Raw genomic sequence first — 26,135 nt, 5'->3', positions numbered from 1 at the left:
ACTCTGACACGCAGACGGCCGCTACGCACCAAATCGGTGCGCGCATAATCGACTCGTGACCGCACACATTCGCCCTGACCTCGCCTCCATCCCCGCCTACGTTCCCGGACGCAATTTTCCGGGTGCGATCAAGCTGGCGAGCAACGAAACGACAGTAGGGCCGTTGCCCGGTGTGCGTGACGCCGTCGCCGACGCGGTCGCCAATGCCAACCGCTACCCGGACAATGCTGCGGTTGCACTCATCGAGGCGCTGGCCAGCTTCCTGAAAGTCGAGCCGGCCAACGTCGCCGCTGGTTGCGGCTCCGTGACACTGTGCCAGGAACTCGTGCAGATCACGTGCGATCAGGGTGACGAGGTCATCTACGCGTGGCGTTCGTTCGAGGCGTACCCCGTGGTCACCCAGGTCGGCCATGCCGTCTCGGTCAAGGTTCCGCTGACCGAGGACTTCGGCCACGACCTCGACGCGATGCTGGCCGCGATCACGGATCGCACGCGGTTGATCTTCGTATGCAACCCCAACAACCCGACCGGCAATGCACTGTCGAAGGCAGAGCTCGAGAGCTTCCTCGACGCGGTCCCGGCGCACGTCGTCGTCGCACTCGACGAGGCGTACTTCGAATACTCACGCTCGGACGCCGACGGCATCGAGCTGTTCCGCAGCCGCCCCAACGTGGTTGTTCTGCGCACCTTCTCGAAGGCGTACGGCCTCGCGGGAATCCGCGTGGGTTACGCGGTCGCGGATCCGGAGATCATCGTGGCCCTCGGCAAGGTGCACACCCCGTTCACCGTGAGCGCTGTCGCGCAGGCCGCCGCAATCGCTTCCCTGGCTGCAGCAGACGAACTGCTTGCCCGCACCGAAGGTGTCATCGCCGAGCGGACACGAGTTCGAACCGCTCTGATCGAAGCCGGGTACACCGTCCCCGAGTCGTCGGCGAACTTCGTCTATCTCCCCCTCGGAGAGCTCTCTCCCGCTTTTGCCGAGGCGAGTACCGAAGCGGGCATTCTGATCCGCCAGTACGGCGTCGAGGGCGTCCGGATGACCATCGGCGATCCACACGAGAACGACGCATTCCTCGCTTTCGCGAACACCGACGTCGCGAAGCAGGCCGCGGGCATCGGCGTCACCGCGTGACACTCGATACATAACTGTTACGCCGAGGACTGGAATTCGTTTCGGCAGACGGGCACACTCAGGGAGGTTCGAGGCCGGTCCGAGCGAGGGAGCACGACGCATGACGCGACGCATGACACGAACGTGTGCCGTGCTCGCAACGACCCTTCTCGCCACCACCGCGACCTCCCTGAGCGGCGTCGCCAACGCAGAGTCCCAGGACACGGTGTCGGTACGTCTGTTGGCGTTCAACGATCTGCACGGCAGTCTCCGCCCGCCGGAAGGTGTTCGCAGCGAGATCAGGCAGGCCGACGGCTCGCTCACTCCCGCAGGTGGCGCGGCGTATCTCGCGGCCTACGTGACGCAACTTCGCAGCCAGGCCACCAACTCGCTGCTGTATTCGGTCGGTGACAACTGGGGATCGTCGGCGCTCGAGTCGGCGATGTTCAACGACGAACCGACGGTCGAACTCCTGAACCGGATGAAGATCGACGCTTCCGCGATCGGCAACCACGAACTGGACAAGGGACTCGCCGAGTTCCGACGCATGCAGTCCGGCGGTTGCTCCGCCGTCGATGCGTGCACGTTCAGTCCGTCCTTCGACGGCGCCAACTTCCCACTGATGGCCGCGAACATGACGTACACCAACGGCACCCCGGCCACGCTGCCCTTCACCGTGAACATGGTCGACGGCATTCCGCTCGGAGTCATCGCGATTTCCCCCGCCAACACGTCGCAGATCGTGACACCAGGCGGGATCGCCGATCTGCAGTTCGGCGACGAGGTCGAAGCGATCAACCGCACCGCCGACGTCCTCGACTTCTTCGGCGTCAAAGCCATCACCGTCCTCCTGCACCGTGGGGACGAACCGGCCGTCGAAGGTGGGCCCAACGACTGCAACGTCGAGTCCGGGCCGGCCCGCGACATCGCCCTTCGTGCGTCACCGAAGGTGGACGTCATCTTCACCGCCGACAGCCACCAGCAGTACAACTGCGAATTCCCTGATCCCGCAGGCAATCCCAGAGTCGTGATGCAGGGCGCTTCGCACGGCCGGATCGTGTCCGTCGCAGACGTCACCATCGATCGCAACACACGCGAGGTCGTTCGCGATCAGACGTCCGCGTTCAATCAGATAGTGACACACGATATTTCGCCGGATCCCGATATTCAGGCTCTCGCCGACCGGGCCTGGTCGGAGGCGTCGGACAGCGCTCAGCGGCCGGTGGGGACCATTACCGCCGATCTGACACGCGACCGCGTCCCCAGCGGCGAATCGACACTCGGCAACCTGGTCGCCGACGCTCAACTCGCCGCCGGATCGACACGAGGCGCCCAACTAGCGTTGACGAACCCCGGCGGAATGCGCGAGGACTTGGACTTCGGCACTTCCGGCCAGGTCACCTACCGCCAGGCCTACGGTGTTCAGCCATTCGGTAACAGCCTCGAGGTGCTCTCCGTCACAGGAGCGGTGTTGAAGGACGCTCTCGAACAGCAATTCCAGATCGACCTCGACGGCACCGCTACCGAGCGCATCCTCTCCCCGTCCGCGGGCTTCACCTACGCCCTGGACCGGCGGGCGGCACCAGGCGCGCGAATCTCGGAAATGCGTCTGAACGGGCAGGACATCGCGCCCGACGCCGTCTACAGCGTCGTGGTGAACAAGTTCCTCGCCGAGGGCGGGGACGGCTTCACCGCACTGAAGAACTCCACCCAGATGACCGGTGCCGGCAACGACCTCGACGCCTTGACCGCCCTGTTCGCAGCCGGGTCGCCGGTCTCGCCACCTGCCACCGACCGCATCCGCACCATCGGCTGACTAGGCATCCCCGCGCTCGATTGCCTAGTCTCGACGGGTGATCATCGCGACCCATAACGGCAAGTTCCATGCAGACGACGTCTTCGGCGTATCGCTGCTCAAGCAGCTGTACCCCGACGCCACCGTCGTTCGCAGCCGTGACGAGTCCGTCCTCGACAGCGCGGACATCGTGCTCGACGTCGGCGGTCGCTACAACCCGGCCGAGGGGCGCTTCGACCATCACCAGCGTGATGCCGGCGAGCGCAGCAACGGCATCCTGTACTCCGCCTTCGGTCTGCTCTGGCAGGAATACGGCCTGCAGTTCTGTGAAGGCGACGCCTCCGTGTTCCGCCGTATCGACAGCCGACTGGTCGAGGGCATCGACGCCGTCGACAACGGCCAAGAGATCTACACCCTCAACGACTACGGCACCAAGCCTTTTGATCTGTCGTCCGTGCTGGACCTTTTCAATCCGATCTCGTCCACCGACGAGGAGTTCGACACCCAGTTCGAGCTGGCCGTCGTTCTCGCAACCCAGGTCTTGATTCGCCTGCGCGCCAAGTATGCCGGCGACGCGGCGGCCGAGCGCGAGTTCACCGAGACCTACGAAAAAGCAACGGATCCGCGCTTCGTCGTGCTGGAACGCTTCGTTCCCCACGGCCGCGCCGCGTCGGCCCAGCCAGAGCTGCTGTTCACCATCTTCCCGAACACCAACGGCGGCTGGTCGATTCAGACGGTCAAGCCTGCTGACTCCAAGTTCGGTTCACGAAAGCTGTTGCCGGAGCCGTGGCGCGGCCTGAACGGCTCGGATCTTGCCGCCCAGACGGGCGTCGACAGTTCGGTCTTCTGCCACAAGGCCGGGTTCATCGCGGCTGCGCAGACCCGTGACGGCGCCCTCCAATTGCTCGAACTGGCACTGGCCGAGTAGTTCTCAGCTCACATTCCCAGCGCCGTCTTCACCGTCGGCCAGGAATCGTGAAGCGCGTCTTGCCAGTACGGCCACGAATGGGTGCCGTCGTCCCGATACGCGAACACTGCGGGAATCGACAACTCCCCCAACCTCGCTTCGAACAGTTGTGTGCACGTATTAGCGAGCGCCTCGAGCGGTCCGCCTTCGATGGCAGTCTGCAGTCCACTCGGGGTGAAGACGTTGTCGTATTCTCCGGGCGCACCTGTACCGGAGGACACGTAGATCGTCTTCCCACGCAGCGTTTCCGCGTTGGTGGACGGGTCGTGCTTTTGCCAGTCGGGGTCCGACGCCGGGCCCCACATGTTGGTGGCGTCGCCCGCCTTGCTGGCCACGGTGAGCCGTACGGAGTCCTGCGAGGACGATTCGGAGTTGTCGAGACAGCCACTGTACGAGGCCAATCCGGTGTAGAGCTTCGGGTGATGTGTGATGAGGTTGGCCGCGCCGAGCGCACCCATGGACACCCCGCCGACCACGTTCGTCCCATTTCCGGAAAACGCAGAATCGATCAACGTCGGAAGTTCTTCTGCGAGAAACGATTCCCACTTGTTCACACCGAGGTTCGGATCGTCGTTCTTCCAGTTGGTGTAGAAACTGCCGGTGCCGCCCACGGGGAGAACGACGTTGACGTTCTTGTCAGCGAAAAACGTTTCGATGTCGGTCTTCTGGGTCCAGGTGCTCTCGGAGTATCCGGATTCCGAACCGGCACTGACTCCGTCGAGTAGGTAGAAGGACGGACGTGAACCGGCGCTCGACGCTGGATGCAGAACCTGCACTTGTACCTCGCGTCGCATGGCCGGCGACTCGACGAACACGGCACTGCGTGTGGGCGACAACTGCTCTATGCGATTGATGTGAGCCCCGGCCTGACCGGCCGAATCTCCTGGTGGGTTTTCAGGTGCCGGTTCGGCATACGCCACTCCGCCCACGACAAGCGCGAGCACGACCAACACAATCCCGACAAACCCAAATCTCCGCATCCGTCAAGCGCCCCCTGAGCATCGCACGACTACCGCTGACCCTCGATTGGACAGGACGAACGTCCCGGGGTCAACCCACTGGTTGGGATTTATTACTCGCGGGTATCCAATGGAGTTGGACAGTTCTCCACCGATGCACACACAGGTGTGGATAACTTCATTCACATCCACTTCCCAGTTGTGCATAACCTGTGGACAAAAGGATGAATTACAACAGAGTTATTCCTCCTACCTGCAACGATTCGTTTCCCCACAGTGTGCATAACTTTGTCGAACAGGGCTCGCGAGACGCCGGTTTCCGGGCGTGTCCATGCAGTTCACACCGCCGCGCCACTCTTTGTTCACAGGCACGACACCACCGGCCGACAATGCTCCCCACCCCGACTTCATACTTGTTGCATGCTGACCGCTCTGCTCGCCGCCACAGCTGTGCTCGCCCTACTGACTCTGGTCCCCGGGCCCGACATGGCCGTCGTGACGCAGGCTGCTCTCGGCGCGGGCAGATCTGCCGGTTTCCGGGTAGCGGCCGGCATCGTCTCGGGCCTTCTGGTGTGGGGTCTGTTGACCGTCCTCGGGCTTTCGGCGATCCTGGCCGCGTCGGCGGAGGCGTACACCGTCGTCAAGCTCGCCGGCGCGGCTTACCTGATCTATCTCGGTGTGCGAGCACTGTGGGAGAGCCGGACGTCGCGGATGCAACACAATGCCGACGCTCCACGATCGCAGAAGGCCGGGACATGGAAGACGGGCTTCACCACCAACCTGCTCAACCCCAAGATCGCCGTCTTCTACACCGGACTGTTGCCGCAGTTGGTTCCGGCCGGGTGGCCGACGGGACCGTCGCTTGCATTGCTGGTGCTCATCCACGCAGCCATCACCATCGTGTGGCTCAGTGGCTACGTGGTCCTTCTCTCGCGAGCGCGTAGCACCTTCGAAAAGCCCCGAGTGCGACAGGCACTCGAGCGCATAACCGGAACAGTTCTTCTAGGATTCGGAGCGAAGATCGCGCTCGAAGCGCGCTGACACGGCAATCGGAAAAGAGTAGACAGTGGGCGCGTGGGGATCGGGACCGTTCGAGAACGACGGTGCAGGGGATTTGATCGCGTCCATCGGACACGGTGACTTCACCTTCGAATCGGTGGAGTGGGCATTCGAGGACGACTACCTCGAGGTGGACGGCGGCCAAATCGCCATCGCCTTGCTCGAATTGGTGCTGATCGTGCGCGCCGATCACAAGCGCGACCCCGCCACCGAAGACCTCGATCTCGACTCTTTCACCGCGGCCCTGACCAGCGAACGGCTCACCTGGTTGATCGAAATGGTGGAGCGCACCATCGCATCGACCGATTCGGAACTGTTCGAATTGTGGGACGAGCAGGGACCGGAAGAGCTTGCGTCGTGGCGCGTTCCCGTCGTGGACGGTCTCGAGGATTTGCGCGTTCTGTCGGTCTGATTCCGTCGCCGCTCCATCACGTTTGCTTATCGGGCCACAACGGTTCGGTCTTGGTCAGATGCCCTGGTAGGACCCTATGGTCGAACGGATCACCGAGTGAGAACTGTGGCTCGTCGACGACGGGAATCCACGCTCACCCCGGACCCAGGAGCAGACCATCATGGCGACTTTCGTTCCGGCTGCGCGCGTCGACAGAATCAGGGAGTCGCCGAGTGTGGCTGCCGCACAACGAGTGCGCGAGCTGAAGGCCCAGGGCCGTGAAATACTCGACCTGACCGTCGGGGAGCCCGATTTCGACACACCCGACAACATCAAGTCTGCGGCGATCACTGCGATCAACACGGGTCAGACCAAGTACACCGCAGTCAACGGCATCCCGGCTCTACGCGAGGCAATCGCAGCACGCGCGGCTTCGCGAACCGGAATCCAGTACGCGGACAACCAGATCACCGTCGGCGGCGGCGCGAAACAGGTCATCTTCCTCGCTCTCATGGCGACGGTCGAAGCCGGCGTCGAGGTTATCGTTCCCGCCCCTTACTGGGTTTCGTACCCGGATATGGTCCTCGCTCACGACGGAACTCCGGTGATCGTTCAGTGCGAGGAGTCCGACAACATTCTTCTCACAGCCGAAGCACTATCCGCTGCAATCACTTCGAACACCAAGTGGGTCATCCTCAATGCCCCGGGCAACCCCACCGGATCTGTGTACACCCGCGAGCAGCTGCAGGCCCTCGCCGAAGTGATCGAGGCCAATCCCCATGTCAGTGTGTTGGTCGACGAGATCTACGACGAGATCAACTTCGGCGACGCTCCGATCCCGAGTCTGCTGCAGGTCGCTCCGCACCTCCGTGATCAGGTACTGGTCACCAACGGAGTCTCCAAGTCTCATGCCATGACCGGGTGGCGACTCGGATACGGACTCGGAAATTCCGGATTGATCGGCGCCGTCAACAAACTGCAGGGTCAGAGTTCTTCCTGCCCGTCCTCGATCAGCCAGGCCGCAGCCGTGGAAGCCCTTACCGGCGACCAGAGTTTCCTCACCGAATCCGTACGAAGTTACCGACGACGACGCGACCTCTCGGCTCACCTCCTCAGTGTTGTCCCCGGGCTCGAGCCCGTCGTGCCGCAGGGTGCGTTCTACCTGTTCGTCAACTGTGCCGGCTTGATCGGCAAGCAGACCCCGGATGGCACCGTGATCGAGTCCGACCAGGATCTCGTCCTCTATCTCCTCGACGAGGCGTCGGTTGCCACCATTCAGGGTTCGGCTTACGGCGCATCGCCGTACTTCCGTATCTCCTTCGCCACCTCCGAGGCCGTCCTCGAAAAGGCCGCGGCACAGATCGCCGCGGCAGTCGAACGCCTTTCCTGATCTTTCATACTTTCTGGAGTACAAGATGATTCACGTCAAGACGAAAATTGATCGCGCGGACAAGGACCTGATTGCCGAACTGGGGACGTTCTCCGCGGCCACGATTCACGAGGCACAGGGACGTAAGGGGTCGCTGCATCCGGCGATCAAACCGATCGACCGCGACATGAAGTTCTGCGGCTCCGCCTTCACAGTCAAGTGCCATCCCCGTGACAACCTCATGCTGCAGGTTGCGATCAGCTACGCACAGCCGGGTGACGTCCTGATCGTCTCTTCAGGTGATCAAGCCGCCGGCCAGTTCGGCGATGTCCTCGCCAATGCCTGTGTTGCGCGCGGCATTACCGCACTGGTCACCGACGGCGGAGTGCGCGATACCCGGGAGATCCGCGAACTCGGATTCCCCGTCTTCTCCAAGCACGTGTACATCGAGGGAACCGTCAAGGAATCTCTCGGCCCGATCAACCATCCCCTGGTCTTCGGAGAACAGGTCATTTATCCCGGTGACGTCGTCAAGGGTGACTGCGACGGCGTTGTCGTGGTCCGCCGCGAGGAGGTTGCCGAGGCAATCGAACTCTCGCGTGCCCGTGACGAAGCCGAAGCCGGGTACATCGAGCGTTACAAGCGGGGCGAGACCCCACTCGAGGTGAGCAATCTGACTGCCCTGCTGGAAGCCAAGGGCCTGGTGGTCGAATAACCTGCTGTGCGCCTTTATTAACCGCCCGCGGTTAATAAAGGCGCACAGGGTCGAAGGACTCAGAACCGCAACAGCACCTTCCCCGACACCGAAGCATCCTTGGCGACTGCGAAAGCTTCCAGAGCTTCCTCGACCGGATATTCGTGTGTGAGAACAGCATCGACAGCAAGCGAACCGTCGGCGAGGGCGAGCAGCACCTCGTCGATTTCGTCGTTGAAGCGGAATGAGCCCACCAACTCCAACTCTCGCGTGATCGCCAGCGAAATGTGTACCGGTTGAGGTCCGGACGGAAGAAGCCCGAGCATGACCACCCGTCCACCGCGCGTCGCCCCGCGAATAGCGGATTCGAGCCCGCGATGATTGCCGGTGCACTCGACGACCACGTCGGCATCGGATGCGGCGACTGCCTCGGCGTCGGTGGCCTCGAGAACCCGATCCGCACCGAGCGTCGACGCGATCTGCAGCGGAACGTCGTGCACGTCGACCGCGGTGATCGACTGCGCGCCTGCTCGTCTGAGCACAGCCACGACCAGTGCGCCGATGGGTCCGCAGCCGACGACCAGCGCCTTCTTCCCGCGTACGTCTCCCGCTCGCGAAACAGCGTGCCAGGCAACGCTTGCCGGTTCGGCTACCGACGCAGTCCGCAGGTCCAACCCCTCGGGCAGTTCCCGGAGCATGCGTGTCGGGAGCACTGCGTATTTCACGAAGGCGCCCTCGGTGTGTGGGTACTGCGCTGCACTTCCCAGGTATGTGCAGCAGGGCGAGAGGTTGGGCCGATCGCTCGGGAACCGAGGCGCGGTCCCACCGGGCGTTGCGGGGTGTACGGCCACGGAAGTTCCAACTGCCGGCCCCGTTCCGTCCGCCGCGGCCGTCACGACCGTGCCGACCACCTCGTGACCGAGCAGCATCGGTGCCTTCAGAATCGACTCCCCCGCCGCGCCGTGCGTCCAGTAGTGCAGATCTGATCCACACACACCGCCGTAAGCGATCTCGATCACTGCCTGCTCGGCGGTCGGCGCAGTCAACGCAACATGCTCGACCCGCAGGTCACCTGCCGCATGGGCCACCACTCCGAGCGTCGTTTCCGGTAGTACAAAACTCATGATGCGCTCTCTCAGTCGTTGCGACGGATGAAGTCGAGGCCACCGGGCACCTGGAAGGTGGGGAGCACCTCGATGAGACCAAGATTGACGTGACCAGGAGCGTCGATCGCGAACTCGATGGTATCCGCGATGTCCTTGGTAGTGATGGATTCGTAGCCTTCGTAGAAGGTCTCCCACGCTTCCTTCATGGCTTCGGGCGTGCCGCCGAGGTTGCGACCGAAGATCTCGGTCTCGACCCGGCCGGGGCAGATCTCGGTCACTCGAATCCGCTTGCCGATGCAGTCGTTTCGCAGCTGGCGCGAAATCTGGTGCACCGCAGCCTTGGTCGCGTGGTAGGCAGTGTGGCCGTAGAAGTTGTACAGGCCGGCGATGGAGCTGATGTTGACGACATGACCTAGATCGCGCTCCACCATTCCCGGCAGCAGAATGCGGCACAGGTGCAGCACTGCACGAAGATTCACGTCCACCATCGCGTCGACCGATGCTTCTTCGGCGTCGAGAATGTTTCCGGTTGCGGACACCCCCGCGTTGTTGACGAGGATGTCGATCTCCAGTCCGCCGACAGCTTCGGCGAGCGCGGCGGTGTCGGTGATGTCCACGGGCAGAGGGATCATTCCGGTGCGATCGGCAACCTCACCGAGCTTGTCGGCATTGCGGGCGACGCCGTAGACCGTCAGTCCGCGCTTGGTGAACATCTCGGTGACGGCGGCACCCATTCCGGTGTTGGCGCCGGTGACGAGAGCTGTGCGGTAATCGGAGAAAGGCATTGTGTGCTCCTACAGGAAGAAATTGGTATGACCCGGCGGCCGCCGCGGACTGCAGGCGGCCACCGGGCCGGATCAGGAGTGACTCACGCGAGAAGTCACAGAGTGTCGCGTAGCGGAACGTGGGCGCGATCGGTGATGGTGCTGACCGCGATCAGCGTGCCGATTGCAGTGATGACCGCGTAGAAGGCGGGAACGTAGATACCGAATTCGGGGATCAACCAGGTCATCAACAACGGTGCGGTACCACCGAAGAGTGCGGACGAGATGTTGTAACCCAAACCGTAGGCGGAGTAGCGAACCCGCGTGGGGAACAGTTCGACGATCAGGATGTGGATGACGGCTGTGTGCCCGGCGAAGATCACTGCCATGAGGCAGGCACCGAGAACGGCGAGGCCGACGTTGCCGGTCACGATCATGGCATAGCAGGGGATCGCTCCGATCGCCATTGCCGCAGCTGCACCGGCGATGACCTTCTTGCGACCGATCCGGTCGGAGAGAGCACCCATGAACGGAATCGCGAAGCAGATCGCGACCAGGCTGGATGCGGTGACGAGAAGCGCTGTCCCGGTCGAGAATCCGATCTGATCGCCTTTGAGGAACGTGGGCATGTACGAGAACAGAACGTAGTAGCCGGAACCATTCATCAAGGGGATGAACAGGGCGAGGATCATGGCGCGACGGTGTTCGGGAGTGGAGAATGCTTCCTTGAGCGGATTGCGCGACAAACCGCCGGATTCCTTGAGCCGCTCGAAGTTCGGGGTATCGGAGATCGCGCGGCGGATGTACCAGCCGATGATTCCCATCGGAATGGCCATGAGGAACGGGATGCGCCACGCCCACGATGCGAGTCCGCCGCCGTTGATCGCGTCGGCGTTGAGCCACGGCGACATGGCAAACGCGATCATCGTTCCGGTCAGCAGTGCGAGGAACGACGCGATCTGCGCGTAGCTCGTGATCAAGCCGCGCTTGCCTTCCGGGGCGTGTTCGGCGAGGAACGTCATGGCGCCGGCAGCTTCACCACCGACGGAGAATCCCTGCACGATCCGCAGAAAGATCAGCAGTGCCGGTGCCGCGATACCGATGGCCGCGTAGGTGGGCAGCAAGCCGATACCGGCGGTCGCCACGCTGATCAGCATGATGACGAACACCAACATCTTCTGTCGACCGATCCGGTCGCCGAGGATGCCGCAGACCACCGCGCCGAGGGGCCGAACGAAGAACGAGACCGCGTAGCCGGCGAACACCAGCATCAGCGCGTCGCTCGACTTCGATACGTCGAAGAACACGATGGCCAGTGCCGTCGCCATGAACGCGAAGACACCGTTGTCGTAGAGCTCGACGAAGATGCCGACGCAGCCCGCTGCGACGACTTTCCGGACCTTGCGCGGGTCGGCTACCTGGCCGTCTACCGCTTCGATGGTGTTGGTCATGCTGTCTCCAAAATAGACGCGCGGCGCGGAGCGCTCGCGGGGCGTGTGGTGCCGACGTGGCTCGGTACTCGGGCTTCCGAGGTGTGAAGAGGTATCCGGAGGGTGGTGAATACGTTCTCCACACGCCGCCTCAGCAAGGCGATGCGGTGCTGCTGTTCGCGGTGCTCTGCAACCGCCGTTGCGACGCTGCAGTTCCGGAATCGGACGCGGTGCCCGGGTCGGGCCTGTCCCAGCTGTGAGAGTGAAACGGTGGTGACGACTGCCAGCACCGGATAACCGGCGGTGACGCCTCTACCTCGATGCAGGACCAGAAGTTCGTTGCCAGCGGGTACTTCGACGGCACCGATGGGGACGCCGCGCGAGAGGACCTCGCCGGTGCCGGTGCGCTGTGGGAGCGGCTGCTCATCGGTAGATGCCAGCCGAAGCCCGATGTGATTGCTCTGATCGCCCACCACGAATTCGGTGCCGAACAGCGCGGCTGCACTCTCCCCGAAGTCGTCGATGTCGGGGCCGTCGGTCACGTCGAGCGTCCACACGTTGCCGAAGGACGGTCGGTCGGGCAACAACCGGAACAGCGGTAGCCGGAAGACCGGGTGGTCGATCGGCGGGCAGTCGGTGTCGACGACCAGCGTCTCCCCCGCGGTCAAGTGACGGCCGAATCCGAGGACCTGGTCGGGAGCGCAGCTGCCCAGGAGGTAGTCGGCCGTCAGCTCTCCGTGGACGGCGACGTAGACGCGCAATCCGTCGTGGATTCCGGTGACGGCAAGCCGCTGACCGGCTCGCCAGACGATCGGTTCCCACTGCGGTTGCCGATGTCCGTCCACCGTCACCGTTGCGGGTGCACCCGTGACGGCGATCAGCAGATCCGTGGACGCCGACGCTGAAAAGTCGAGGGCCGTCAACTCCAGTAGCGGGGCCTCGCGCCTACTACCCACCAACGCGTTGGCGATCTCCGCGCTGATCTGGTCGGCTGCGCCGCCCGTCGCCTGACCGAACTGTGACGCCGATCCACGCCCCAAATCCTGGACGGAGCTGATTCCGGGAGTCAGGACGGTGACGGTCTCAGCCATGGGGATCACCCCCTACGGGCAGGAGCGAGCGTCCGTCGAAGTCGTCCCAGCGATCGGCGTCGATCGCACGGAAGACGAACAGATCGCCCGGGCGGTAGGCAGAAATCTGCTCCGACGCCGGATCGACCAAGATGAGCGGGGTCCGGCCGATCACTGCCCAACCGCCGGGCGCAGGCCTGGCCGAAACGACTGCCTGACGTCCGGCCACCGCAACGGAACCGGCCGCGACGTGCGGTCGCGGGCTCGATCGGCGCGGGATGGGAAGGCCGAACGCCGGGCCGTCGAGCATCGGGGCGCCGCCGGGTGAGCCGTAGCAACGCATGACCAACGGGGCTGCGGAGTGAAGGCGCACCACTTCGGCTTCGGTGACGCCGAGAAACCGCGCTGTATCACCCAGGTCCGGGCCGTGTTCGCCCCCGTAGACGACGGGGATCTCGAACGTCCTAGGTTCACCTTCCAGCGGTCGGGGGATAGTCGTTGCTTCGCGAACCAGGCCGCGGACGGCGTCGTGGTCGGTGAGGAGGTTGTCGAACTCGACCAGCAGGGCGTCGTATGTCGGGATGACGCTGACGATGCCGTCGGCACCGAGATCGAAACGTGCAGCGATCGATCGAACGGTGTTCCAGTTCTGCTCGGCGGTCCCGCCGCTGACACTGACGCGAACGGCGGCGTCACCGCAGTCGGCGACGTAGGTCTTCACGCGGAACACCCGACATCACGGGCCCGCCGTGACGCCACGACCCGGGTCAGCGGCGCAATGGTGACACCGGCGGCCTCGAGCGCGGCGCGAATCGCCTTCGCGTTCGCGACGGCACCGGGGTTGTCACCGTGCACGAGGACCGTATCGGCGACAACCGGGATCAACGTGCCGTCCACAGCTTCGACGACTTCCTCGACCACCATCCGAACGGTCCGCTCGACCAGAACGTCGACGTCGTGAATCACCGCTCCCGGCTCGCTGCGGGGCACGAGAGTTCCGTCGGAGTTGTATGCGCGATCCGCGATTCCGACGATGCCGACGCTCAATCCGCGGGCAGTCGCCTCGTCGGCCAACGCCCCGTCCTGGGCGAGCACGATCAACGACGGATCGAAGGCCGCGACCGCATCGACGACGGCGCGCGCGTAATCCTGGCGTACGGCAACAAGATTCCCGAGCTTGCCGTGGGGAGCGATGTGCGACAACGACGTTCCGCTCGCGACCGCAAAGGCGTGAAGGGCGCCGAGTTGGAACAGCACGTCGGTTCGGACCTCGTTCTCACTGAGATCCATCGCGCGACGTCCGAATCCGGCGAGGTCCGGAAAACTCGGATGCGCGCCGATGCCGATACCGCGCGATACGCACCCCCGCACGGTCGCATCCATGGTTCGTGGATCGCCTGCATGGAATCCGCAAGCGATGTTGGCCGAAGTCAGCGTGTCGAGCAGAGCATCGTCGGCGCCCATGGTCCACGTGCCGAAACCTTCGCCGAGATCGGCGACAAGATCGATGCTGGTTGCCATTTCGGTCCTTCCGGTTCGTTTACTTGTTCGTACGGGCGCCGTTGCCCGTGGTTCGTCCGACTGTCGAAGTTCTGTGTGTCGACTTCGGTGTTTCTGGGACGCTACTCAGGAACGCCAAAGGGTTGTTAATACCGTTTCGCGTTGGGGTGATCGGAATTCGATATGTCCGTTGAGCTGGTAGTTTGCACAGCATGGACACGAGAAGGCTCTACTCGTTCGTACGAATTGTCGATGCCGGCAGCATCACCCGAGCCGCCGACATCCTGCACATCGCACAACCCGCCCTGAGCCAACAGATGACGTCGCTGGAAACGCAGTTCGGTCAGCAACTTCTGATCCGCAGCAAACAGGGTGTCGAGCCGACCGATGCGGGGCACGCACTCTATCGGCATGCTCAGGTGATTCTGCGTCAGGTGGAGAGTGCCCAGGCCGAGGTGTCCGTGGTCGGACGGGCGCTGGCGGGTGGCGTCTCGGTCGGCCTCGCCCCGTACAGCACCGCGACGGCAATCGCCTTGCCGCTCTTGGCCCGTGTGCGCGAGCAGCACCCGAATATCTTGTTGCACATCAACGAGAACTTCGGTGGCGTGCTCAGCGAAGCGATGATGACCGGTCGCATGGATCTGGCGTTGTTGTACGACGCCGGCCCGATCAAGGGTGTGACGTTCGAACGCTTGCTCACCGAGGAGCTGGTGGTGGTTGCCCCGTTCGGTACCGGACTGGCAGGCGAATCGGGATCCGACATCTCCCTGCCCGAGATCGCCGAACTGCCACTATTGCTTCCGGGTCGGATGCACACCATCCGCAAGGTGGTGGAGCAGGCTTTCGACCGTGCAGAGCAGCAACCGAACGTCGTGGCCGAAGTGGAATCGGTGATGACGCTGTCCGAGGCCGTACGCACCGGATTGGGCGCGACGGTTCTGCCGTGGTCGGTGGCCCGCAGGGTCATGGACGTCGAAGCGCTCGAGCTACGACGCATCGAGCCGGGCATCGAAGTGCATGTCTCCCTTGGCACCCCGGCCAATCAGCCCCTCTCCAAACCGGCCGAGGCGGTGCGCGATGTTCTGCGCACCGTCGTTGCCGATTACGTGAAGGGAACCAACGCGAGCGGTCAGTAGCCCGCCGACGGATCGATCACGGCGGCGAGGTCCTCACCTGCGGCGAATCGGGCGACGTTGGCTGCAACGTGATCTGCCAGGACGCGGGTGAGCGTCGTAGCCGGGTTGGCGACGTGTGGAGTGATGATCGCGTTGGGCAGCTTCCACAACCGATGCCCGTCCGGCAACGGCTCGGGATCGGTGACGTCCAGTGCCGCCCCGCCGATCGAACCGGCTTCCAGTGCGTCGACCAATGCGTCCGTGTCGACGAGGGTGCCACGCGCGATGTTCACGATCCAGCTCGACTCCGACATCTGGTCCAGTTCGGCCTTGCCGACCAGATGCCGCGTCGCGGATGTCGACGGTGCTGCGATCACGAAGTGATCTGCCTTGGACCAGATTTCGCCGGTGCGGTCGGCCGAGAGCGTTTCGGAAGCACCCTCGACAGGGGTCCCGGAGCGGGTGATCGCGATGACCTTGACTTTGGACGCGGCGAGGTACGGGATCAACGCACGGCCGATTCCGCCGCAACCGATGATCGCCACTGTCGAGCCCTGCAAAGTGCCCACCCGCGGGTCGAACTCTTCCTTGCGCCACGACTGCGCCGCCAATTGTTCGGGGAGAGAACGAACTCCGGCGAGGAGAAGCATCATCGCATGTTCGGCAACATTGCCCGCGTACGCTCCGGCAGCAGACGTCCAGACCCGCTTGTCGTCGATCACCTTGGCGTCGAACCAGGGCTCGATGCCGGCGAACGGCAACTGCACCCAGCGAACAGAATCGGGTAGCGACGACGGGAACGTCTCCGGCCCGTGTACCCACACGACGCCCTCGGCGTCTGCCAGTGGAACGAGAACTCCACCGGCTCGGCGTATTCCGTCGGCGACGTGAGGATCCTCGACGGGACCGAGGTGGATGCGAGGGGCGCTGGCGTCTGTCATGTGGGTGCTTTCTGTTCGAGTAGCGGACGATCTAACAGCGGACAATCAGACGACGGCCGTCATTCCGCCGTCGACGTAGAGGATCTGACCGTTGACGAAATCCGAAGCCGGGGAGGCCAAGAACAGTAGCGACCCGATCAGCTCCTCCGTACGGCCCCAACGTCCGGCGGGTGTCCGCTTGGCGAGCCACGCGGTGAACTCCGGATCGTTGACCAGCGCAGAGGTCAGTTCGGTGTCGAAGTATCCCGGTGCGATCGCGTTGATCTGCAAACCGAAGGGTGCCCAGTCGGCGCACATCCCGCGGGTGAGCATCTTGAGCCCGCCCTTGCTGGCTGCGTACGGTGCGATTCCCGCTCGGCCGAGTTCGCTCTGCACCGAGCAGATGTTGACGATCTTCCCGTGTCCGCGCTCGACCATGCCGCGGGCGAATTCACGTCCGACGTAGAACGCACTGGTCAGGTTGGTGTCCATGACACGCCGGAAGTCGTCGTCGCCGAACTCGAGAAGCGGGGCGCGGTGCTGCACGCCGGTGTTGTTGACAACGATCTCGACCGGGCCGACCTCCGCCTCGATGCGTGTCGCCGCATCCCGGACGGCGGCCGAATCGGTGACGTCGAACGCGTATGCGTGCACCGTTGCGCCGGTCGCGTCGGCGATGCGTCGACGCTCGGCTTCGAGCACGTCGGAATTTCGGCTGTTGAGCACCACCACCGCACCCGCCTCGGCGAGACCAGTCGCGAGGGCCGAGCCGATGCCTCGGCTCGAACCCGTCACCAGCGCGACCTTCCCGGAAATGTCGAACGGGCCGGGGCTTGCGGTGCTACTCACGCTGTGACGCTCCTCTGAGATGTATGGATGTAGTCGACTGCCTCGCCCACCAGTGTGCTCGGTTCGGAGACGACATTCAGCGTGATGCCGCGCTCGTCGTCTGTAAGCGGTTCGAGAGCCTCGAACTGGGAGATGAGCAGACTCTCCGGCATGAAGTGCCCGGCGCGGAAACGCATACGTGCGGAGATAGTCTCGAAATCACCGGCCAGGTGGACGAACTGCACGTCGAGACCGTCCGGGCGCAACCGGCCCCGATAGTCCTTTCGCAGAGCCGAACAGGCAACGACGCCTGTTCGTCCCGCATCGGCACGCTCGGAAAGCCAGGCCGCGATCGCGTCGAGCCACGGCACACGGTCTTCGTCGGTCAACGGTGTCCCCGAACGCATTTTGGCGACATTGGACTCGGGGTGCAGATCGTCACCGTCGACGAAGTCTGCCCCGAGAGACGTGGCGAGACCCACTGCCACGGTGCTTTTTCCAGCACCGGCCACACCCATCACAACTACCTGCACGGTCATGCTTCGACCATGCCCGACTACCGAAGGCCAGACAATACTCGAGTGATACCGGTTCGCGAGGGTGCCATAGCGGAACGATCTAGGAACTTCTGCCCGTTCGAGCCCTATCCGTTCGCCTTCGCGATCGAATCCTTGCCCTCGGCCGCTCCACCCTCGATGGTGTCGTGCTGGATGGGAACGAACTTCTTCTTCGGCAGCAGGAACAGCCACGTCGCGAAGACGAACGGGCCCGTTCCGGCCGGCAGGCTGATCGGAGCAAAGGCAGACACCAGCGTGCCGTGGATGACAACAGTCACCAGTACTCCGAAGACGGTGTAGACGAACACACGCCACGACGGGTTGTAGAACACCGATCCGAGAGCAATTGCCGTCAGCACCGAACTGAGCCCGTAGAGACCATTGCCGATGTCGACGGTGTTTGCGCCCAGCGCCAGTACCGAACCCATCGCTATCGCGGAACCGATGAGCGCGAACAACGCCGCCCAACGCGACGCGACCAGCAGCGCGATCACGAAGATAATGCCGGTGACGGTGTTGTTGATCAGAAAGATCTGGGAGACGTTGCGGAACAGCGTGTCCCACAGGAAGCTGAAAGTAATTTCGGCATGAACTGACGCGTCCCCGATGTGCTGGGGAAACTGGCCCGCGCTGAGGTCTGACGTTTCGATCCGCAGGAACTGGAACGCCGCGAGGAGGAAGAACCAGTTGACGAGGTTGAACGGAAAGGTCAGCGCCGGTACGCCCCACGTCTTGAAGACATTGGCAACGGCCAGGAACGCGATCGTCGACGCGGCAGCTCCCACCACGAGGTAGATCCACAGCATCACACCGCCGGCAAGGAACGTCGGAAAGGCAGCTCCCACAAGAACTCCGTTGTATCCGTACAGGCCGATACGCATCGAATCGTCGTCGGAGTGCAGCATCATGCCGGTGACGGTGGATACCACCAGACCCACCACGGCACCAATTGCGACGGTGATCGTGTCCGCGGCTATCGCTCCCCAGAAGATACCGACCAGAAACAGCAGGCCCGTCAGCGCATTGCCCTGGAACATCACCTGCCCGGAGCCTTTGAGATTGGTGTCGATGAATCTGAGCACGACGTTCTTGTCCGCGACGTCGTCCCAGGGTTTGGTGATGGTGGTCATCGCACGTCCCTCGATCCTTCTCCGACGATCCGCGTCATCCCCACAGCGGGACGGGCGGAATGGTGGTGTCCAGAACTGCCTTTCGCACCAGAGCCCAGAAATCACGAACCTTCGCCTTGACGGGTTCGCTCTCCGGACCGAGGACTTTGAAGATGAGACCGGCGTCGTTCGGTAGCCGACTCGCTCCGGAAACGACCTTGCCGTCACGGCCCGGAACTACCTCTTCGAGAATCCCGTCGGCGTGCTCCTTCGGTGTCAGCAGGATGACATTGCCGAACACGTCGTGGTCGCCCATGATTCCGCCGTATCGCACGGGGAAGCGTGCCGGTTCGATCACCAATTTCTCGGTGAAGAGGTTCTTCCCGTCCGGACGCTCCGCCTTGATCATTGTGGAGTACAGGTCGTAGACGAACATCTCTCCGCCGTCGTGGTACTTGCGACCCGACATCACGATCTCCGAGAACAACAGCGTTGCAGTCGGATCCACCGTGATGTCGGTGCGCGCGTAGTACCTCGCGTTGCGGTGTGGGATCGTCACCCCGGGCATCAGTTCGAGATACGAATTCTCCGCGAGCACCACTTTCTGGAGTTGCGACGCGTGATTGGCATCCATCCGGTGAACCTTGGTGGCCGACTGAGTGGTCACGTGCGCGAGGGAACCCGGTTCCATCTCGATCGTCAGGAACAGTCGATCGCCTTGCAACACACTGCCGGACGTCGAGATCATGTAGACGCACGGCATGGTCGGCAACGCTTCGTCCCAGTACAGCGCCTGCTGAACGAGCAGCGGTGTCTTGCGGTACATGTCCCGCAGAATCGTCTTGTCGCCACGGTCGACAAATCGCATCTCGAGAACGCCGGTCTTCCCGACCTTGCCGGCCGGGGCCTGCTTCGGCTGGTCCTGGTACTGGTCGAGTTCCGGGATGGTCGGGATCGGCCCCGGGAGCGACCGCGATGCTCCCGGGACGGACGTTGCGCTCACGGTGCGCTCGCTCCCACTTCCTCTTCGTCGAAGAGGACTCCGTGCACGATGAGGTCCACCACTTCCTTGATGCCTTCCCCGGTCATGCAATTGGTGAAGACGAACGGCTTGTCGCCGCGCATCCCCTTGGAGTCGCGATCCATGACTCCGAGATCGGCGTTGACGTACGGTGCGAGATCGGTCTTGTTGATGACCAGGATGTCGGACTGCGAGATTCCCGGACCGTTCTTGCGCGGAATCTTGTCGCCTGCGGCTACGTCGATGACGTAGATGAAGAAGTCGACCAGAGCTGGACTGAACGTCAGTGTGAGGTTGTCGCCACCACTTTCGATGAACACCACGTCGGTGTCCGGGAACGTTTTCTCCATGTCCTCGACCGCCGCGAGATTCATACTCGGGTCTTCGCGGACGGCGGTGTGTGGGCAGGCTCCCGTCTCCACGCCGACGATACGTTCCTCCACGAGAACACCTTTGAGAGCCTTGCGCACATGCTTGGCATCTTCGGTGGTGACCACGTCATTGGTGATGATCAGAACGCTGGTGCCCCGCTTGATGAACTCCGGCGTGATCGCCTCGATGAGTGCGGTCTTACCCGAACCCACGGGTCCGCCGATTCCGATGCGCGTTGTCTTCTTCATCGTTCTCCTTCTAGTTCATGAACATTCGGACGTGCGCCTTGACGTGAACCGCAGCCAGAATGTCGATCATCGGGGCGAAATTGGACATGTCGTCGAGTCCGTAGTCACGCACTGCGGCGTACTCACGGCCGGCGCTCTGATTGACCTCGAACAGAATCTCTTGCGTCGTGAGGTGATCGACTCGGACGATACGAAGGGCAGCGCCGAGCAACGTCATCGCGACACCGTACTGATTGACCGTGAAAGCGTCCTCTTCCGGAGAACCCATCTCCGCGAAAGCAATTCCGAGGCCGACGGGGTAGGTACCCGGCGTCTCTCCCGATGCGACCGCGGCCAACCACTTGTTGAACAGGGTCTCACCGGCCAAGCGCCCGCCGAGTTCGGCCAACTTCTTACCCATGCGGGTACTCATCGTGCGTGCTTCTTCGTTGAGTTTGCGTTCGATCACTGCATGATCAGCGGCGAGGATCGCCGAGAAATCACCGGCTGCCGCACCCCGGTGCGCCGCGAGTACGGCGATACCGTCGCACGTCGCGCCCTGATGGGCGGCCGAGAGCACAAACTCCCGCAGCGACGGACCACCCGTGACAATTCCCTGCGCCACGGCCGATTCCAAACCGTTGGAGAACGAGAAGGAACCGACCGGGAACATGGAATCGGAAAACTGCATCATCCGCATCGCGCGGTTGATGCTGAGCCCGGATCCCTCAGACGAGAGGGTCATGGGTATGCCCCTCGCCCTCACGCGCGGCCGCACCGAACAAACGGCGTGCCTCGTGTGGAGCGATGTAGGGAATTACCTCGGCGCCCGGGATGAAGGTGTACTCGATGCCCTCGAAAGCATGTGTCCGCATCACCGAGCCCATGACCGCCTTGTCGACCGTCAACGGAACGTAGACCTTCATTCCCTTCACCACCGCAGGCCAGTGCTGGTTACCCACGGCATGTCCCAACTCCAGGCACGTCTGAATCATCTTCTCGGGCGTGACGTCGACCAGCGCGCTCAGGTCGATCTCCAACACGTCCTTGAGGTTGATCCTGGCCACGACCACGGTGTTCGCCGGCTCGTCCCACAGCAGAATGTCGCCGTCCTGCAACTGAATACCACGATCAAGCGAGACGGCCAATTCACGGCCACCGATCGTGGTGCGTCGTAACCGACTCTTCTGCGCTTCCCACTGATCGAGCGACAAGACGTCGACTACCGCATTGTCGAGTCGACCGGCCCACTCCTCGTCGGTCTCCTTCCCGAGCAGCGCGTCGACTCGCGTCGGCTTTCCGCTCGGCGCGGTCATCTCGCCGTGCGTGTGTGGCGTCGCATCGGCACCGTGCGTGTGTGTGATTGTTCCCGACACTGGAGACCCCTAACTGAAGAAGTAAAGTTGGTTCAAGCGAATGGATTCGGCGGGTTCGACGTACGCATGGACACCGTCCGCAGTCACCGCGAAGGTCTCCGGGTCCACCTTGATTTCCGGAGTAGCCGAGTTACGAACCAGATCACGCTTGGTGACCGTCCTCGTGCCCTCGACGGCGACAACCTGACGTTCGAGACCGAGTCGATCCTTGATGCCGTCGTCGAGCGCCGCTCGCGAGACGAACGAGACCGAACTCTGCGGCAACGCCTTGCCGAATCCACCGAACATCGGCCGGTAGATCACCGGTTGTGGTGTCGGGAGCGACGCATTCGGATCTCCCATGGCGTGCCAGCTGATCAACCCGTTCTTGATGATCGTCTTCGGCTTCGCGCCGAAGAATGCGGGCTCCCAGAGAACAAGATCCGCCATCTTCCCGACACCGATCGACCCGACCACATGCGAAAGACCGAACGTCAACGCTGGATTGATCGTGACCTTCGCGACGTAGCGCAACACGCGAAAGTTGTCGTGCGTCGGTGAATCCTCGGGCAGCTTTCCGCGGGACCGCTTCATGCAGTCCGCTGTTTGGATCGCGCGTAGCCAGTTTTCTCCAACCCGGCCCATCGCCTGTGAGTCACTCGAGAACATCGAGATGACGCCCATGTCCTGCAGTACGTTCTCGGCACCGATCGTCTCGGCGCGAACGCGGGACTCGGCAAACGAAACATCCGAGGGCACTTTGGGATTGAGGTTGTGACAGACCATGATCATGTCGAAGAGTTCGGCCTGAGTGTTGATGCCGTATGGCAACGTCGGATTGGTCGACGCCGGAAGTACGTTGTCCTCGCCCGTCACCCGCAGAATGTCGGGTGCGTGACCGCCACCCGCGCCCTCGCTGTGATAGGTGTGAATGGTACGGCCTTCGAAGGCCGCGATGGTGTCCTCGACGTATCCGGCCTCGTTGAGTGTGTCCGTGTGAATGGCGACCTGAACGTCCATTTCGTCTGCCACCCGCAGAGACTCACGAATTGTGGCCGGTGTCGCGCCCCAGTCCTCGTGGACCTTCAGACCGGCCGCACCGGCCTTGATCTGTTCGACCAGCGACTGATGCCCGGACGAGTTCCCCTTGCCCAACATGCAGACGTTGACCGGCAAACCCTCGTTGGCCTTGAGCATCATCTCCATGTTCCAGATACCGGAAGTGATGGTGGTGCCGTTCGTTCCGTCGGTCGGGCCGATGCCACCACCGATCAGCGTCGTCACTCCCCCACTGAGTGCGTGGTACGCCTGCTGTGGTGACACGAGGTGCACGTGCGGATCGATGCCGGCGGCAGTGAGGATCATCTGCTCACCGGAAATCGCGTCGGTCGCCGGACCGGTGGTCAGCCCCGGGGTGACGCCTTCCATCGTGCTGGAATTTCCCGCCTTACCCCAGCCGACGATCTTGCCGTCCTTGATTCCCACGTCTGCCTTGACGACGCCGATGGTTGCATCGACGATGACCACGTTGGTGATCACGAGGTCGAGGGCACCGTCGATGCTGCACGACTCCGGATCCTGGCCCATGCCGTCGCGCAGCGTCTTGCCGCCGCCGTAGATCGACTCGTCGCCGATCGTTCGAAGATCTTCCTCGACCTCGATGTACAGGTCGGTATTACCCAGCCTGATCTGGTCACCCGTGGTGACCCCGAACAGACCCGAATACTCTTGTCTCGAAATGCTTGTCATGGGTGTTGCTCTCCTTCGTCCGCCGTGAACGAGAATCAGTCGGTTTGAGGTTCGGACAGGAAGCCGAGTTCTTCGGCACGCTGGACGGCTCCGGGGAGCCTCGGCCGGTAGGCGGCGTGGGTCGGCGCCCAACCGTCGACAAGTCCGTTGAAGCCTTGCACTCGTTGCTTGCCGCCGAACGGCACCAACGTCACTTCCTTCTCGTCGCCCGGCTCGAACCTGACCGCCGTGCCCGCGGGAATGTCGAGGCGCCAGCCGAAGGACTGTTCACGATCGAAGGACAACGCGCGATTGACTTCCATGAAGTGGTAGTGCGAACCCACCTGGATGGGACGGTCACCGGTGTTTCGGACTCGCAACTTCAAACGTGGACGGCCCTCGTTGAGTTCGATCGGCTCGTCCCGCAACACGTATCCGCCGACCGGTACTTTCTTCTCGCCGCCGGAATCCTTCTTCGTCGATTTGCTTGCCATCTTGGAGTGCTCCTGACATCTCGGTCGGGCTACTGGATCGGAGAGTGCACGGTGACGAGCCGGCTACCGTCGAGGAACACCGCCTCGACCTGCACACGTGGAATCATCTCCGCCACACCGTCCATCACGTCGTCGACCGTCAAGGCGTGCGATGCGTCGGCCATGACCTCCTCGAGAGTCTTGCCCTCCCGAGCTCCCTCCAGGGCGGCTGCAGTGATAACTGCGACGGACTCCGGGTGATTGAGTTTGAGCCCCTTTGCCTTTCGCCTCAGTGCGACATCCGCCAACATGAGGATTGTCAGCTTGTCGAGTTCTCGCGGTGTCAGATGCATTCTGAACGCTCCTTGTCGATCATGCGGTAACTCCCTGTCGTCGAATACATGTCAGCTCCCCTGTTCCGTCGCTTCGGTGAGAGGTTCGGCCGCTTGCTGGACGAAACCGCTCCTCCTGCCGCCCGAGTACTCGTTGATCGCGTCCAGAACTGCCTGGGCATGTTCCGAGGCGACCAGCACCTCGACACGCAACCGCTCGGTGAACACGACGTCGTTGCGTTGTCCGCGGAACTTGAGCGAGGCCGAGTCACTCGCGGAGACATGCGCTTCCGATACGACTATCGACTCCGCTCCGGCAGCCAGCAGCGCCTCCCGTAGCTTCTCGGACTCGATGGTCTGCAATACCGCGGTGATGAGTTCGTGCTTCGGGGCGCCGAGGTTCGGAACAAGTTTTGCCCCCTCGACCAGGACCCCCGAGTCGAACCCGCTGGTCTGCGGCGCACCACCCGCGTCCACGAATGCGGCGTTGTAGCGGTATGCGTCCATGCCTTGCTGACGACGGTCGATGTCCACCTGGTCTTTCGGGGCCAGCTTGAGACCGATGGTCTTCTCGATGCCCGTGGCGATCAGCCAGGTCACCACGAACGAGAAAGCGATGACGACGATCAACGCCAGCGCCTGCTCGCCGAGTAGTCCTGCCCCGCCGCCGAAGAAGAGTCCGTCGCGGCCGATCGAATTGATGGCTTTTTCGCCGAACAAACCGAGAAGGAGTGAACCGAGGATGCCGCCGATGAAGTGGACCGCGATGACGTCGAGCGCGTCGTCGAACTTGAAGATCGACTTGAGCGCGAGCGCGAAGTGGCAGACCAGTCCGGCAAGCGCGCCGATCGCCAACGCGGAGAAGGTGCTGACGAAGCCGGCGCAAGGGGTGACGGTCGCGAGACCGGCTACCGCGCCGGTGATTCCGCCGATCGCCGTGGCCTTGCCCTCGGTGTACCTTTCGATGACGAGCCAGACGACCATACCGCCCGCTGCGGCGATGTGAGTGTTCATCAAGGCTTGTGCCGCAACACCATCGGCGGCCAATCCGTCGCCTGCGTTGAATCCGAACCAGCCGAACCACAGGATGCCTGCGCCGATCAACGCCAGAGGCACCGAGTGCGGGACTGCCTCGGCGTTGGGCCATCCCGGACGTTTACCGACCACCAGCAAGATTGCCAGGGCGGCGGCGCCGGCGGATGCGTGGACGACAATTCCGCCGGCCCAGTCCTGAGCTCCGCGGAGCGCCAACCAGCCTTCGGGATTGAAGAGCCAGTGCGCAATCGGGGGGTAGACGATGATCGACCACAGCACGAGCAGAACGGCCCAGCCCAAGGGCTTGAGCCGGTTTGCGGTCGCACCGGTGATCAGCGCGGGCGTGATGATCGCGAACATCATCTGATAGACCACGAACGCCAGAGTCGGTACCGCGACTGCACCTTCGATCAGGTGGAAGCCCGGGGCGGCGGCTGTGTGTATGTCCTGCAAGCCGAACAATTTGAGGTCACCGAGGAAGCCGGAACCCCAGTCTCCACTGAACGCGAAGCTGTATCCGAACACGACCCAGGTAATCGAGACGAGTCCGAGTGGGACGAGGTTCTGCTGCAACATGACGAGCGCACTGCTACCACGCACCAGACCGGCGTAGAAGAAGGCGAGTCCGGGAACCATGAAGAGAACCAGACCCGCGGAGATCAGCACCCACGCCGTGTCCCCACTATCTATCACTGCTTCGGCTAACACCATTTCCATCGACATCGACGACCTCCGAGCATTATTCGGACCTGAACAAAGTCATTGGTTAGAGCAGCAATTCGCGATGTTCCGGTTCGCTGCGACAGTTACGCTACGCCCCATAGTTGCACCTTCTCAGCAAAATCGGG

The 26,135-nt window shown here is 62.8% G+C and carries 27 protein-coding genes; 8 read left to right on the top strand and 19 right to left on the bottom strand.

Going from position 1 to position 26,135, the window contains the following annotated elements:
• Window positions 1-55 precede the first annotated feature (55 nt).
• The 3 genes from hisC (at window position 56) to EHW12_RS01525 (ending at window position 3,834) form a co-directional block, all read left to right on the top strand.
• Complete coding sequence (hisC, locus tag EHW12_RS01535) at window positions 56-1,132, top strand: histidinol-phosphate transaminase (RefSeq protein WP_007731684.1); 1,077 nt, start codon at window positions 56-58, stop codon at window positions 1,130-1,132.
• A gap of 100 nt (window positions 1,133-1,232) precedes the next feature.
• A complete protein-coding gene (locus EHW12_RS01530) occupies window positions 1,233-2,927 on the top strand; it encodes a 5'-nucleotidase C-terminal domain-containing protein (RefSeq protein WP_007731686.1) in 1,695 nt (564 codons plus the stop codon).
• Between the two features lie 37 nt (window positions 2,928-2,964).
• Entirely contained in the window at window positions 2,965-3,834 is an 870-nt protein-coding gene (locus EHW12_RS01525; RefSeq protein WP_003943978.1) for an MYG1 family protein, read from the top strand.
• An 8-nt stretch (window positions 3,835-3,842) separates the two neighbouring features.
• Here EHW12_RS01525 and EHW12_RS01520 read toward each other — a convergent pair whose 3' ends face one another.
• Complete coding sequence (locus EHW12_RS01520; RefSeq protein ID WP_007731687.1) at window positions 3,843-4,826, bottom strand: alpha/beta hydrolase family protein; 984 nt, start codon at window positions 4,824-4,826, stop codon at window positions 3,843-3,845.
• A gap of 426 nt (window positions 4,827-5,252) precedes the next feature.
• Between EHW12_RS01520 and EHW12_RS01515 the strand changes: the two genes are divergently transcribed.
• From EHW12_RS01515 to EHW12_RS01500, 4 genes are all read left to right on the top strand, one after another.
• On the top strand, window positions 5,253-5,873 hold the full coding sequence (locus tag EHW12_RS01515; RefSeq protein WP_007731691.1) for a LysE family translocator: 621 nt from the start codon (window positions 5,253-5,255) through the stop codon (window positions 5,871-5,873).
• Between the two features lie 25 nt (window positions 5,874-5,898).
• Window positions 5,899-6,303 carry a DUF4259 domain-containing protein gene (locus EHW12_RS01510; protein WP_007731693.1) on the top strand — a complete coding sequence of 135 codons (405 nt, stop codon included), beginning with the start codon at window positions 5,899-5,901 and terminating at the stop codon, window positions 6,301-6,303.
• 160 nt (window positions 6,304-6,463) lie between these two features.
• Window positions 6,464-7,672, top strand: coding sequence for an aspartate transaminase (locus EHW12_RS01505; protein ID WP_125050199.1), 1,209 nt, complete (start codon window positions 6,464-6,466; stop codon window positions 7,670-7,672).
• Between the two features lie 25 nt (window positions 7,673-7,697).
• Window positions 7,698-8,366 (top strand): 4-carboxy-4-hydroxy-2-oxoadipate aldolase/oxaloacetate decarboxylase, encoded by a 669-nt coding sequence (locus tag EHW12_RS01500; RefSeq protein ID WP_007731695.1) that lies wholly within the window; start codon window positions 7,698-7,700, stop codon window positions 8,364-8,366.
• A gap of 59 nt (window positions 8,367-8,425) precedes the next feature.
• On the opposite strand, the gene EHW12_RS01495 is transcribed toward EHW12_RS01500, so the two are convergent.
• The 6 genes from EHW12_RS01495 to EHW12_RS01470 all read right to left on the bottom strand — a co-directional run bounded on the left by EHW12_RS01495 (window position 8,426) and on the right by EHW12_RS01470 (window position 14,236).
• Window positions 8,426-9,469: an L-idonate 5-dehydrogenase gene (locus tag EHW12_RS01495; protein WP_030535776.1), complete on the bottom strand. Its 1,044-nt coding sequence runs from the start codon at window positions 9,467-9,469 to the stop codon at window positions 8,426-8,428.
• Between the two features lie 11 nt (window positions 9,470-9,480).
• Window positions 9,481-10,236 (bottom strand): SDR family oxidoreductase, encoded by a 756-nt coding sequence (locus EHW12_RS01490; RefSeq protein WP_007731698.1) that lies wholly within the window; start codon window positions 10,234-10,236, stop codon window positions 9,481-9,483.
• 95 nt (window positions 10,237-10,331) lie between these two features.
• Window positions 10,332-11,666 (bottom strand): MFS transporter, encoded by a 1,335-nt coding sequence (locus tag EHW12_RS01485; RefSeq protein WP_047271513.1) that lies wholly within the window; start codon window positions 11,664-11,666, stop codon window positions 10,332-10,334.
• On the bottom strand, window positions 11,663-12,736 hold the full coding sequence (locus EHW12_RS01480) for a biotin-dependent carboxyltransferase family protein (protein WP_007731701.1): 1,074 nt from the start codon (window positions 12,734-12,736) through the stop codon (window positions 11,663-11,665). Before EHW12_RS01480 ends, EHW12_RS01485 begins: the two co-directional genes overlap by 4 nt.
• The gene (locus tag EHW12_RS01475) at window positions 12,729-13,436 is read right to left on the bottom strand and encodes a carboxyltransferase domain-containing protein (RefSeq protein ID WP_172403470.1); all 708 of its coding nucleotides are present in this window, start codon (window positions 13,434-13,436) and stop codon (window positions 12,729-12,731) included. Before EHW12_RS01475 ends, EHW12_RS01480 begins: the two co-directional genes overlap by 8 nt.
• Window positions 13,433-14,236, bottom strand: a complete 804-nt coding sequence (locus EHW12_RS01470; RefSeq protein WP_007731705.1) for a 5-oxoprolinase subunit PxpA — start codon at window positions 14,234-14,236, stop codon at window positions 13,433-13,435. Before EHW12_RS01470 ends, EHW12_RS01475 begins: the two co-directional genes overlap by 4 nt.
• Before the next feature lie 191 nt (window positions 14,237-14,427).
• On the opposite strand from EHW12_RS01470, the gene nac reads away from it, so the two are divergent.
• Window positions 14,428-15,351, top strand: a complete 924-nt coding sequence (nac, locus tag EHW12_RS01465; RefSeq protein WP_030535780.1) for a nitrogen assimilation transcriptional regulator NAC — start codon at window positions 14,428-14,430, stop codon at window positions 15,349-15,351.
• Here the strand turns inward: nac and EHW12_RS01460 are convergent.
• The 12 genes from EHW12_RS01460 to EHW12_RS01405 all read right to left on the bottom strand — a co-directional run bounded on the left by EHW12_RS01460 (window position 15,345) and on the right by EHW12_RS01405 (window position 26,010).
• Window positions 15,345-16,271 carry a D-isomer specific 2-hydroxyacid dehydrogenase family protein gene (locus EHW12_RS01460; RefSeq protein ID WP_125050198.1) on the bottom strand — a complete coding sequence of 309 codons (927 nt, stop codon included), beginning with the start codon at window positions 16,269-16,271 and terminating at the stop codon, window positions 15,345-15,347. The two genes, nac and EHW12_RS01460, sit on opposite strands and share 7 nt — an antisense overlap.
• A 45-nt stretch (window positions 16,272-16,316) precedes the next feature.
• On the bottom strand, window positions 16,317-17,099 hold the full coding sequence (locus EHW12_RS01455; protein WP_007731708.1) for an SDR family oxidoreductase: 783 nt from the start codon (window positions 17,097-17,099) through the stop codon (window positions 16,317-16,319).
• Entirely contained in the window at window positions 17,096-17,617 is a 522-nt protein-coding gene (locus tag EHW12_RS01450; RefSeq protein ID WP_030535782.1) for a gluconokinase, read from the bottom strand. Before EHW12_RS01450 ends, EHW12_RS01455 begins: the two co-directional genes overlap by 4 nt.
• 104 nt (window positions 17,618-17,721) lie before the next feature.
• Window positions 17,722-18,765 (bottom strand): urea transporter, encoded by a 1,044-nt coding sequence (gene yut / locus EHW12_RS01445; RefSeq protein ID WP_030535783.1) that lies wholly within the window; start codon window positions 18,763-18,765, stop codon window positions 17,722-17,724.
• A 34-nt stretch (window positions 18,766-18,799) separates the two neighbouring features.
• Window positions 18,800-19,747, bottom strand: coding sequence for an urease accessory protein UreD (locus tag EHW12_RS01440; protein WP_125050197.1), 948 nt, complete (start codon window positions 19,745-19,747; stop codon window positions 18,800-18,802).
• The gene (gene ureG / locus EHW12_RS01435) at window positions 19,744-20,385 is read right to left on the bottom strand and encodes an urease accessory protein UreG (RefSeq protein WP_007731713.1); all 642 of its coding nucleotides are present in this window, start codon (window positions 20,383-20,385) and stop codon (window positions 19,744-19,746) included. The genes EHW12_RS01440 and ureG overlap by 4 nt, the downstream gene beginning before the upstream one ends.
• Window positions 20,386-20,395: 10 nt before the next feature.
• A complete protein-coding gene (locus EHW12_RS01430; protein WP_125050196.1) occupies window positions 20,396-21,109 on the bottom strand; it encodes an urease accessory protein UreF in 714 nt (237 codons plus the stop codon).
• Window positions 21,093-21,740 (bottom strand): urease accessory protein UreE, encoded by a 648-nt coding sequence (ureE, locus tag EHW12_RS01425; RefSeq protein ID WP_007731715.1) that lies wholly within the window; start codon window positions 21,738-21,740, stop codon window positions 21,093-21,095. The genes EHW12_RS01430 and ureE overlap by 17 nt, the downstream gene beginning before the upstream one ends.
• Before the next feature lie 9 nt (window positions 21,741-21,749).
• A complete protein-coding gene (locus tag EHW12_RS01420) occupies window positions 21,750-23,468 on the bottom strand; it encodes an urease subunit alpha (protein WP_003943847.1) in 1,719 nt (572 codons plus the stop codon).
• A 35-nt stretch (window positions 23,469-23,503) separates the two neighbouring features.
• Window positions 23,504-23,941 carry an urease subunit beta gene (locus EHW12_RS01415; RefSeq protein WP_003943812.1) on the bottom strand — a complete coding sequence of 146 codons (438 nt, stop codon included), beginning with the start codon at window positions 23,939-23,941 and terminating at the stop codon, window positions 23,504-23,506.
• A gap of 29 nt (window positions 23,942-23,970) precedes the next feature.
• The gene (locus EHW12_RS01410; protein WP_007731718.1) at window positions 23,971-24,273 is read right to left on the bottom strand and encodes an urease subunit gamma; all 303 of its coding nucleotides are present in this window, start codon (window positions 24,271-24,273) and stop codon (window positions 23,971-23,973) included.
• A 51-nt stretch (window positions 24,274-24,324) separates the two neighbouring features.
• Window positions 24,325-26,010: an ammonium transporter gene (locus tag EHW12_RS01405; RefSeq protein WP_007731720.1), complete on the bottom strand. Its 1,686-nt coding sequence runs from the start codon at window positions 26,008-26,010 to the stop codon at window positions 24,325-24,327.
• Window positions 26,011-26,135: the final 125 nt, after the last annotated feature.

Origin of the sequence: Rhodococcus sp. NJ-530 (assembly GCF_003860625.1) — a bacterium.
GTDB lineage: Bacteria > Actinomycetota > Actinomycetes > Mycobacteriales > Mycobacteriaceae > Rhodococcus_F > Rhodococcus_F qingshengii.
This window is presented reverse-complemented; position numbering and strand designations above follow the sequence as displayed.